Source organism: Myxococcus llanfairpwllgwyngyllgogerychwyrndrobwllllantysiliogogogochensis (assembly GCF_006636215.1).
GTDB lineage: Bacteria > Myxococcota > Myxococcia > Myxococcales > Myxococcaceae > Myxococcus > Myxococcus llanfairpwllgwyngyllgogerychwyrndrobwllllantysiliogogogochensis.
On record NZ_VIFM01000350.1, the window covers coordinates 1 to 10,304 of the forward strand.

8 protein-coding genes are annotated in these 10,304 nt (G+C 70.9%); 5 read left to right on the top strand and 3 right to left on the bottom strand.

Going from position 1 to position 10,304, the window contains the following annotated elements; translation table 11 throughout:
- The first annotated feature begins 151 nt into the window (after positions 1–151).
- From FJV41_RS44750 to cmk, 3 genes are read left to right on the top strand one after another with little or no spacing between them, the layout of a single operon-like run.
- Positions 152–1,120 carry an acetyl-CoA carboxylase carboxyltransferase subunit alpha gene (locus FJV41_RS44750; protein WP_141648761.1) on the top strand — a complete coding sequence of 323 codons (969 nt, stop codon included), beginning with the start codon at positions 152–154 and terminating at the stop codon, positions 1,118–1,120.
- 26 nt (positions 1,121–1,146) lie between these two features.
- Complete coding sequence (gene hisC, locus FJV41_RS44755) at positions 1,147–2,238, top strand: histidinol-phosphate transaminase (protein ID WP_141648762.1); 1,092 nt, start codon at positions 1,147–1,149, stop codon at positions 2,236–2,238.
- Complete coding sequence (gene cmk / locus FJV41_RS44760; RefSeq protein WP_141648763.1) at positions 2,235–2,927, top strand: (d)CMP kinase; 693 nt, start codon at positions 2,235–2,237, stop codon at positions 2,925–2,927. Before hisC ends, cmk begins: the two co-directional genes overlap by 4 nt.
- A gap of 36 nt (positions 2,928–2,963) precedes the next feature.
- Here cmk and FJV41_RS44765 read toward each other — a convergent pair whose 3' ends face one another.
- A complete protein-coding gene (locus FJV41_RS44765) occupies positions 2,964–5,102 on the bottom strand; it encodes a lytic transglycosylase domain-containing protein (RefSeq protein ID WP_141648764.1) in 2,139 nt (712 codons plus the stop codon).
- A gap of 354 nt (positions 5,103–5,456) precedes the next feature.
- Between FJV41_RS44765 and FJV41_RS44770 the strand changes: the two genes are divergently transcribed.
- The gene (locus FJV41_RS44770) at positions 5,457–5,690 is read left to right on the top strand and encodes a hypothetical protein (protein ID WP_141648765.1); all 234 of its coding nucleotides are present in this window, start codon (positions 5,457–5,459) and stop codon (positions 5,688–5,690) included.
- Positions 5,691–5,767: 77 nt separating this feature from the next.
- Here FJV41_RS44770 and FJV41_RS44775 read toward each other — a convergent pair whose 3' ends face one another.
- A complete protein-coding gene (locus tag FJV41_RS44775) occupies positions 5,768–7,393 on the bottom strand; it encodes a CAP domain-containing protein (RefSeq protein ID WP_141648766.1) in 1,626 nt (541 codons plus the stop codon).
- The gene (locus FJV41_RS44780; protein WP_141648767.1) at positions 7,390–7,689 is read right to left on the bottom strand and encodes a DciA family protein; all 300 of its coding nucleotides are present in this window, start codon (positions 7,687–7,689) and stop codon (positions 7,390–7,392) included. Before FJV41_RS44780 ends, FJV41_RS44775 begins: the two co-directional genes overlap by 4 nt.
- 182 nt (positions 7,690–7,871) lie before the next feature.
- On the opposite strand from FJV41_RS44780, the gene FJV41_RS44785 reads away from it, so the two are divergent.
- On the top strand, positions 7,872–10,304 hold a 2,433-nt coding region (locus tag FJV41_RS44785; RefSeq protein WP_141648768.1), incomplete at its 3' end, for a carboxypeptidase regulatory-like domain-containing protein.

A 10,304-nucleotide genomic window follows, 5' to 3' on the forward strand; every position in this document is an offset into this window, starting at 1 on the left:
GCAGGGGGGGCGGTCAGCGCCAGGACGAGCAGCGGCAGGGCCAGAAACATGTCGCTCCGAATGGGACGCAGGTGTCCGGCAGCGTGACACGGTGCGGTGCGTAACCGCTTGCGCGTTGAAAGGTGCCTTACCCTGGTGCTAGTTCCGCGCCATGGCAACCGGCATCAGTTACGCGCTCGACTTCGAGCGCCCGCTCATCGAGCTGGAGAAGAAGATCGATGAGCTCAAGGCGTTGTCCACGGGTGGTTCCGCGGACTTCACCTCGGAGATTTCCAAGCTCGAGAAGAAGGCGAAGAAGCTCCAGACGGAGATCTTCAGTGACTTGACGCGGTGGCAGGTGGTGCAGATGTCCCGCCACCCCGCGCGCCCCTACTTCCTGGACTACATCCGCCTGCTGTTCACCGACTTCGTGGAGCTGTGCGGAGACCGGCACTTCGGCGAGGACCCGTCGATTGTCGGAGGCTTCGCCCGTTTCGACGGCAAGCCGGTGATGGTGATGGGGCATCAGAAGGGCCGCAACACCAAGGAGAACATGGCGCGCAACTTCGGCATGCCGCGCCCGGAGGGCTACCGCAAGGCGCGCCGGCTGATGGAGCTGGCGGAGCGCTTCGAGAAGCCCATCCTCACCTTCGTGGACACGCCGGGCGCATACCCGGGCATCGGCGCGGAGGAGCGCGGCCAGGCGGAGGCCATCGCCGTCAACCTGGAGGTGATGAGCGGGCTGCGCGTGCCCATCATCTCCACGGTGGTGGGTGAGGGCGGCTCGGGTGGCGCGCTCGCCATTGGCGTGGGCAACCGCGTGCTGATGTTCCAGAACAGCGTCTATTCAGTCATCTCGCCGGAGGGCTGCGCCTCCATCCTCTTCCGCGACGCCAGCAAGGCGGACAAGGCGGCGGATGCGATGAAGCTCACCGCGGGCGACCTGCTCCAGATGAAGATCATCGACGAGGTGGTGCCCGAGCCCGCAGGTGGCGCGCATCGAGACCCCGCGAAGGCGGCCGAGGCGCTGGGCAAGGTGCTGCGCAAGCACCTGGGCCAGCTCGCCGAGCTGTCACCCGACGGTCTGGTCAAGGACCGCTACGCGAAGTTCCGCGCGCTCGGCGTGTTCACCGGTCGCTGAGGCACATCTCCAGGGCCTCTACCTCCATGCGACCTCTCGTTCCTCCCCATGTCGAAACGCTCAAACCGTACGTGCCGGGCAAGCCCATCGAGGAGACCGAGCGCGAGTTCGGCCTGACCGGTGTCATCAAGCTCGCCTCCAACGAGAACCCGCTGGGGCCCTCCCCGCGCGCGCTCGAGGCCATGCGGCTGGCGTCAACCCAGGTGCATCTGTATCCGGATGCCACGTCGTTCCACCTGGTGCGCCGGCTGGCCGCGTCCCTGGGCGTGCAGCCGCAGGAAGTGGTGCTGGGCAGCGGCTCCAACGAGCTCATCGAGCTGCTCATCCGCACCTTCACCACGCCGGAGGACGAAATCCTCCTGTGCAGGAACTCCTTCTCCGCGTACCGCATCTCCGCGCAGGCCCACGGGCGGCCCTTCGTGGAGGTGCCCATGCGCGAGGGCTACCAGTACGACCTGGAGGCCATGGCGCGCGCGGTGACGCCGCGCACGCGGCTCATCTTCCTGGCCAATCCGGACAACCCGACGGGCACGGCGTTTGGCCGGAACGAGCTGGAGACCTTCCTCGCGGCCGTCCCGCCCGAGGTGCTGATTGCCTACGACGAGGCCTACTTCGAGTTCGTCGACTGGCCCGACTACGTCAGCGGCGTGGAGTTGTTCCGGCGTCACCCGAACGTCGTGGCGCTGCGCACCTTCAGCAAGATTCACGGGCTGGCGGGCATCCGCCTGGGCTACGGCGTCATGGACGCGAAGCTCGCCATGTATCTGCAGCGCACGCGCATGCCCTTCAACCTGACGGTGGTGGCGCAGGCGGCGGGGCTGGCGGCGCTGGAGGACACCGAGCATGTGCGGCGCACGCGGGAGAACAACCGCGCGGGCCTGCGCTACTTCGAGGCGGAGCTGCCCCCGCTGGGAATCACCCTCACGAAGAGCCACGCGAATTTCGTGTTCGCGGACTTCCGCCGCTCCTCCACCGAGCTGTACGAGCTGCTCCTGCGCAAGGGCGTCATCGTCCGGCCCTTCGCGGGCGGGGGTTTTCCCACCTGTCTTCGCATCTCCGTGGGGACGGCCTCGGAGAACGAGCGGTGCGTGCGCGCACTGAAAGAGGTGCTCTCGTGAGCCCACGCTGCTTCATCGTCGCCATCGACGGGCCGGCCGGTGCTGGCAAGTCCACGGTGTCCAAGCTGCTGGCGCGCCGGCTCGGCTTCTCCCTCGTCGACACGGGCGCCATCTACCGTTGCGTGGCGCTGATGGCGACGGACGAGCGCATCCCCTACGACGACGACGCGCGCCTGGGGGAGCTGCTGGGCCGCGTGCACATCCACTTCCAGGTGGTGGGCGAGGAGAACCGCGTCTTCCTCGGCGGCAAGGACGTGTCGGGCGACATCCGCTCGCCCGAAATCTCCATGGCCGCGTCGCAGGTGTCCGGGCGCCCTGTCGTCCGCGCGGGCCTGCTCCAGCTCCAGCGTCGCCTGGCCCTGGAGTCGAGCAAGGGCTCCATCCTGGAAGGCCGCGACATCGGAACGGTGGTGTTCCCGGACGCGGACGCGAAGTTCTTCCTGGAGGCCAACCCGGAGGTGCGCGCCCGCCGCCGCTTCGAGGAGCTGTTCCAGAAGGGCGTGGAGAGCAGCCTCGACGACGTGCTCGCCGACCAGACGAAGCGCGACAAGGATGACTCCGCGCGCGCGGTGGCTCCGCTGAAGGCCGCGGAGGACGCCATCCGCGTGGACTCCAGCAGCCTGCCGCTGTCGGAGGTGGTGCACTCCATGGAGGCGGAGATCCTCCGCCGCATGGCGGCGCGCGGGTAGGGCGCGTGGGCGCTCCACCCGCTGGGCCGGCTCGGCTCAGAAGGTGACGCCCTCCTTGGAGGGCGCGGGCACCACCAGCGACAGCCGGGGCTGCACGCCCTGGGCGTCGTAGAAGGCGTGGTAGAGGAACAGGTCCGCCACCACCTGCTTGACGTAGCCGCGCGTCTCCCGGAAGGGGATGGACTCCACGAAGAGGTCCAGCGGCAGGTCGCCGCGCTCCTGGGCCCACTTCGCCGCGGCGCTCGGTCCCGCGTTGTATGCGGCCGCCGCGAGCACCGGATGTGAGAAGCGCTCCATGAGCCGTGACAGGTACCAGGCCCCGTAGCGGATGTTGCGCTCGGGCGAGAAGAGGTCGGCGGGCGCCGGGTCTGGCTCCGCGAGCTTCCGGGCGATCTCCGTCGCCGTCTTGGGGATGATCTGCATCAGCCCGCGCGCGTCCGCCGCGCTCATGACCTCCGGCTTGAAGGCGCTCTCCCGCCGCATGATGGCCCACACCAGGAACGGGTCCACCTTGTGCGCCGTCGCCGCCTGCTCCACCGCGTTCGAGAAGGCCCGAGGATAGAAGGCCGCGAGCGCATCCGGCTCGCGGGAGCCGAAGGCCCGGCCCCACAGGTGTCGCGCCGCCACCGTGTGCGCATGGCCGAACTCACCCAGGCCGATCAACGCGTGCGCGAAGGGCAGGGCCTGGTCCGCGGAGCGCAGGCGCGCCACATGCGACTCCACCTCTTCGGCCGCGTCCCGGAACAGGCCTGTGCGCGTCAGCTCCACCGCCAGCCCCAGCTCGGGAGGACGCGGCAGCTCCAGCGACAGGGGAGGGCGCGGGAAGCTCGCCGGCGCCACCCGTCCCAGCTCCTTGAGCCGCTCCGAGGCCAGCAGCGCGTAGAACGACGCGGGCGCCACGGTGATGAGACGCTCGTACTCCGGGCCGACCTCCGCGGCGGCCCCGCCGCCCAACTCGCGGCTGCGCGCCATCCAGTAGCGCGCCTGCGGGGCCAGGCTGCTCCTCGGGAAGGTCGCCACCAGCGACTCCAGCGACGCGCGCGCCTTCGCGTAGTCCGCCAGTCGCAGGTACGCGAGAGACCGGAACCACAGGCCCTCGTCCCGACGCCGCGAGCGCGCGTAGCGCTCCCCATGCGCGGTGAAGGCCTTCGCGGCCTCGGCGAAGCGCCCCGCCTGCAGGTCGAGCCAGCCCGCGAAGAAGGCGCCTTCCTCGCCCGCGGACTGCGAGGCGTACTTCTGGTCCAGCGCCGCCATCAGCGCCCGGGCCTTCTCGTTGTCGTCCGCGCGCAGGGCCCGCCGCGCCACGAGCAGCTCCGCGTCGGCCGCGACACTCGCGGGCCCCTTCTCCGCGACGGCGAGCGCCTGCCGCGCGTCCTCGTCGCGGCCCAGCGCGAACAGGGCCCTGGCCCGCAGCAGCGACACCTTCGCCGTCTGCTCCTTCGAGAGCTTGTCGCCCTTCAGCGCCTCCAGCTCCTCCAGCGCGCGCTGGGACGCGCCACCGCTGAGGAAGCCCTCGGTGCGCTGCGCGCGCTCCGCGAAGCCCAGGCGCACCCCGGGACGGCGGACCTCGGTGAGCCACTTCACCGCGTCATCGGCGTACGGGTGCGTGGGAAAGCGCAGCGCCACCGTCATCAAATCCGCCTGCTGCCCCGCGCGATTGCCCGACGCGCCTCGCGCCTGGGCCCGCTGGAAGAGCAGCTCCGGGGACGGCGTCGCCTTCACCGCCGCCTCCAGCACGCCCACCGCCTGCTTCGCCTTGCCCGCCTTCAGGAGCGATTCGCCCAGCCGTGACCGGGCCCGCGTCACCAGGTCCAGGGGCGCTCCCGGGGCCTCCAGCACCCGCGCGAAGTCCAGCGCGGCCCCCGCGGCATCCCCCGCGTAGAAGCGCGCCTGGCCCAGATAGAAGGCCCGGTAGGGCTCCAGCAGGGCAGGGGCGGGGCCGGCCGCGAGCATGTCGCGCGCCTCGGCCGCTCGCCCGTCGGACAGGGCCAGTGTGCCCGCCAGCAAGGCGAGCCGCCCCGCGTCTGGACACTGCTTCGCCACGCAGGCAGCCCACTCGCTCTGGGCCCGAGAGGTCGCGTCGGTCTGATGAAGCCGCACGGCCTCCAGGGTTGTCGGGGATTGTCCCAGGGAAACCCCCAGTGCCCACCCCGCGACCGTCCCCATCCAGCTCATGTGTTCTCCCTTTCAGCACGCGGCTTTGCGGCCTGCCAACGAGACGCGTCCCTCAATCATTCCCCCTCTCACACGAGGGGGGTGGTTTGACAGCCGGCCCGACAAGTCCTAAATCCGCGCGCCATCGGGCCGGTTCGAAATGTCCTCAACCCGTCGTCATTCGCTGAAAGCGTTCAGGCGATTACGTGCTCTTGGGTCATTGAAGTCGGCCCGTTGCGTCACCCGGGGTGCATCACTACTTTGCGCGGCCGTTGCACGCTACCCCGGTCCGTCGTTGTCCAGGCGGGACCTGTCGTCCGGTAACACTGCTCGTTCACAGCGCTCGGGGGGGAAACAGCACAGAGGGAGGGCTCCATGAAGCCGTGTCCAGCCGATCTGCCGCAAACCATCAATCCCGAGGCCGGGCCGAAGCGTGCCGGTGTCGAGACGCATCGCAACCTGAATTGCCACCAGTATGACAACTGCCTGGACGAAGCGGTCCGGCGAGGGTGGCAGTCCTTCACATGCATGAAGTGCCCGATGTATCAGCACGCCGCGCCGCCGCAGATGGGCCTCGAGGCTTACGCCACCCAGCGCCGTCCCGTCTGATTCAGAGTCGCTTCACCGTGTGAGGGGAGGCCCCGTTATGGAGAGGGGCGCCCCACACGGGCCGCGCCCGCCGCGCCTCACTGGACCGCGGCGTAGATGACGGCGACCCAGTATTGCTTCGCGCCAAAGCGCTTCGAATCGCCCCGCACCACGCCCACGCCCACCCGGTTGTTGGTGGCTTCGGTGACGCTGCGGGACTCGGGGAGCGCGGCCGGGTCAGAGACCACGAAGAAGTCCACCGATGCGGTCCCCGCGTCGGGGAGCACCCGGAACACCCGTTCGTGCAGGGGCGCCTTGCCAGGCTGTGCCGCGGGCTGGTCCAACTCCAGCGCATGTCGGGCATGTGCCAGCGCCAGTGACTCCAGCGCCTGACTCCGGGCCAGGGGCGGCAGCTTCTTCGCGGCGCGCCACCGCGCCAGGGCGTCATACGCGTCCTGCTGGGGATTCTGCGGGTCCGCCGAGGCGGGCGACGCGGCGGTGAAGACCTCCGTGACGGTGGCCTCGCTGCGACCGCCTGCCACTGTTCGCAGGACGACGCCCACCCCCATGAAGCGGAACCCGGGATCCAACAGGTTCCGGCGGTGACCCGGGCTGTGTTCTATGCCGAAGTGCGCCGCGAGCGGCCCGGCGGCCTGCCCCAGGTTCTCTCCGGCCCGTCCGTAGCGCGAGCCCGGGGGAAGTCGACGGGTGAGGGTGCTCCCATCCGGCGCGATGTGCGCGAAGAAGCCCTCCGTCGTCATGCGCGTGCTGTACCCCTGGGCCACGCGCTCCAGCACCGGGTCCGGCATCAGCTCCACCAGCCCATGGGCCCGGCGCAGGGCGTTGATGCGCTCATGCAGCGCGCTCCGCGCGCCTTCCTCCGTGGTGGGCTCCACGTTGTTCTCGCGCTCGCCGCGCAGACGGACTTCCCCAATCTGCGTGAGGAACAGGGACGTGACTTCCGGGCCCGCGTCGCCCTGCGCGACCACCTCCACCGTGTAGGTACCGGGCTTGAGGAAGTCCAGGCGCGTGCAGAAGTCGGAGCCCTCCGTTCCTCGCCGCGTGAGGGGGACGATGACCACTTCACCGTCGGGTCGCGTGACGTAGATCTCCGGCGCATGGAGCGGCGGATTGAGCCTTCCGCAGAGCGTCTGCACCGCGCGCTCGCCGGGCATGACGCGGGGGAACGGTTTCAGCTCCGCCTTGCGGTCCGACACCAACGTCACCAGGGCGGCGCGCTTGTCCACCAGGGCCACGCCCACGCCGAAGTGGGTGGCCCGATCCGAGTTGAGGTCGGTCCGGGCGCGCAGCGACTCGAGCGCATGCGCATGGGCCCACGCGCGGATGACGAGCGCCCGGGGCGCCGGATCCGCCGCGCCCGCGTCGCTGACGGCCTCCGTGAGGGTGAAGAGGTCGGGTGCGCCCGTGAAGACGCCGCTGAGGGCATCGTGGGCCAGTCGCCTCGCGGCCACGCTTAGCGAGCTGTCCTCCGTGGGCGCGCGACGTCCCACACGCTCGAACTCCCGCACCACATGCTGGGCGGCCTGCCGCTCCATCGACTCCGCCGGCGTCAGCGGGGCCTTGCGCTCGGGCGGTGGGGTGCGCGGCGCCAGGGGCACTGACGGCGCCGTCGCGGCCCTGGAGGGCGTGCCGGGCCTCGGTGCTCCCGTCGTGGGCCCGGGCGCGGCGGCCAGGAGCGCCGTCAGCGCGAGCACGGCGATCATCGGGTGTCCCACCGGAAGGTGAGCGCCTTCACCGTGCCGGGGCCCAGTCGTTCATTGAGCTGCGCGCACAGCGAGGGCGCTTCGGCCTCCAGGGTGCGGGCCCACTCGGCGCTCGTGACGATGACGACGAGGGTGCCGCCCTCCAACGCACGGGGGGAGCTATGGCGGGCAATGTGTGCTCCCACCACCGCGCCCCACACGGGTGCGAGGGCATGGCCCCGGCCTGACTCACCCGCGAGGCGCGCCAGGACACGGGGTAGGAGACTTTCCAGGGACTTGGGCTCGCCACGGGCCATCGCGCACGATGATGATTCGTGAGAACCTGAAAGCCAACCACCTGTTGCGTGACGTGGGCGAAGAGCGGGCGGCCGGGTCCGACGGTGTCCAGCGAGGGGGCTTCAGGGCCCTCCGCGCCGTCGCGCGACGGGCGTCGTGCCTGTATGGTCTTGGGCGTTCCGCCCCCCGGGAGCCGCACCGAATGAGTCCCTCGCCTCGTCCCCTGCTGCTGACAGCCCTCGTGTGCGCCCTGGGGACGCTGGCCGGCTGTGGGATGAACGCCGACGAAATCCCCGGCATCCCCGGCGACAACAAGCCGCTGCCGGGTCCCTGCGCGGTGGACCAGGACTGCCCGAACCCGTCCCTCTTCATCTGCAACACGGCGCTGTCCCGCTGTGAGCCCGCCTGTCGGACCCGCGAGGACTGTGAGGAGGGCAAGCGCCAGCAATATGCGCTGCCCATGTGTGACAACCCGCTGGGCTGTCAGTGCGACATGAACCGGTGCGTGGTGGGCCTGTGCGCCGCGGACGCGGATTGCGGCGTGGACGAGGTCTGCCGGGACGGGGCCTGCGGGGCGCCTCCTGCCCCGGCGCTCGCGGCCTCGTGCCAGGTGACGCCGGAGGTCGTCGTGGGCAGCCCCGAGCTGTCCGTCGTCTTCGGGGTGTGGGTGAAGGATGCGTCCGGGCGGCCCGTGGTGCCGCGTGATGGCGCGACGTGGTCGTCCCTCTCTCCGATGGCGACAGGTGGGGGCACGGGCGTCCGGGCTGCTTTCACGTTGCGGGTGCCCGGCGCGGAGCAGGACGTGGTGGAGGCGCGCGTCGGCTCGGCCGTCTGCCGCGCCCGCGTCATGGTGCTCAGCCCCGACGTGCCGGACGGAGGGGTGCGCGTGCTGGTGTTTGACGAGCTGACGGGACGCCCGTTGCCGCTGGCCTCCGTCGCCGTGTCGGAGGTGGGCGGGAAGATGTTGTCGGTGGCGCTGACGGGGCTCGATGGCGTCGCGTGGGTGCCCGCCTCGGGCACCGTGGGCCTGTCCGCCTTCCACCCGGACTTCGGCTACCTCACGCTGGCCCGCCATGACGTGGACGACCACCGCGATGTCCGGATGGCGCTGCGGCGCAACCCGCAGGATTTCTCCGGAGGCGTGCGGGTCGACTTCGTCGAGCCGCGTGCGGCCGGCGTCCCGGCTCCCATGCTGCGGTTGGGAATGACGGGCCTGTCGGTGCCGGGGCTCTTCTCCGAGCTGGCGTCGGGGACGTTGCTGGGCTTCGAGCGCGAGGTGGAAGTGAGCGCGGGCGGCACGCGGCGACTGCCCCTGCCGTCGGGCACGGCGCTCTGGTTGGAAGGGGGCACGCCGCCTCCGGCCTCCGCGCCCGGGGTGGCGGGTATCTGCGATGGCGCGCTGGCGGGCGTGTTGAATCCCGAGGAGGCCATCCTGTCCGGTACCTGTGGCACCCGCGCGGCCTGGGGGCTGACGGGGAGCGTGCCGGTGGCGGAGCTGCCGCTCAATGCACTGGAACCCGGAGCCGACCCGCTGCTGATGCTGGGGCGCCTGCTCCCCCTGTCTCCGCGCTTCTATTCGTCCGTGGCGCGCGATGCCGCCTTCCGCCTGGTCCCCACGCCGGGCCTCTCCACGGGAGAGCCAAGGCCAGACACCGTGGCGTATTCCGAGAGCGTGTCCCTGGACTTCGAGGGCGTGCGTCTGGCGTTTCCCTTCGCCGTGCGCGTCCCGGAGCTTCCGCGCTACCGGGGGACCTATCTGGACCGGGCCTATGTGGTGAGCACCGTGGTGGCTCCGGGACGAGGGCTGGTGCCCTTGGGGCTCGGAGCCGCGGCCAACGTCGCGCCCGCGGACCCGAACACGGACGCGGATGTGCGGGTGGGCCGGTCCGGCGTGGTGGCCCTGCGCATGGCCCCCGCGCACCATGGCCTGGAGGGGCAGCCCTACCGACTCCTGGTGGGCGCCACCTCCCGAGCGGCCCTCGACGATGCCTCCGCGGGCACGGCGACCGGCTTCGTGGTGGCGGATCTGCCGGGATTGACCTTCGACCCCCTGGGCGAGCACCCCGTCGAGCCCACCGTCGACTTCCTCCCGATTCCCGAGGACGCCCGCTACAACTTCGACGGCGCCGAGGCCCACGGCCTCCAGGGACGAGAGCTGCGCGCCGCCGTGGACGAGCCCGCCACCCTGGTCCGCGTCGTCTTCACGGACCGCCTCGGGCGACGTTGGACGGTCCTGGCCTCACCCGACGAACTGGAGGAAGGCATCCGTGTCCCTCGACCTCCCGCGGGGATCGAGGACCGGACCTACTTCGGCGACCACCTGGGCTCGCGGGCGCTCCTGCGAGTGGAGGTGCTCCAGGTTACCGGGCGTGATGCTCGCGACACCCTGGGGCCCTCGCGGCTGGTGGCGGCGGACGGTCCAGGCCTGGACCATGTGGGGGACCTGACTCGCGCGGCGTCGTCGCTGGACGTGGGGCGCCCGGAAGTCACCTGGCTCTATCCGGAGCTGGAGGGACAGCGGCTGAGCCGGGGAAGCGCCGTCCGCGTCCGAGTCACCGGTTTTCGCCCGGGCGCGAGCGCCGGGGCCGACGGCCGCGTGCGTGTCATGGTACCTGTCTCTTGTACACATCTGACG

Coding starts and splice junctions, on each gene's coding strand:
- FJV41_RS44765 (WP_141648764.1), bottom strand. CDS start 5,102: ATGAGCTGGATGGGGACGGTCGCGGGGTGGGCACTGGGGGTTTCCCTG.
- FJV41_RS44770 (WP_141648765.1), top strand. CDS start 5,457: ATGAAGCCGTGTCCAGCCGATCTGCCGCAAACCATCAATCCCGAGGCC.
- FJV41_RS44780 (WP_141648767.1), bottom strand. CDS start 7,689: ATGGCCCGTGGCGAGCCCAAGTCCCTGGAAAGTCTCCTACCCCGTGTC.
- FJV41_RS44775 (WP_141648766.1), bottom strand. CDS start 7,393: ATGATCGCCGTGCTCGCGCTGACGGCGCTCCTGGCCGCCGCGCCCGGG.
- FJV41_RS44750 (WP_141648761.1), top strand. CDS start 152: ATGGCAACCGGCATCAGTTACGCGCTCGACTTCGAGCGCCCGCTCATC.
- hisC (WP_141648762.1), top strand. CDS start 1,147: ATGCGACCTCTCGTTCCTCCCCATGTCGAAACGCTCAAACCGTACGTG.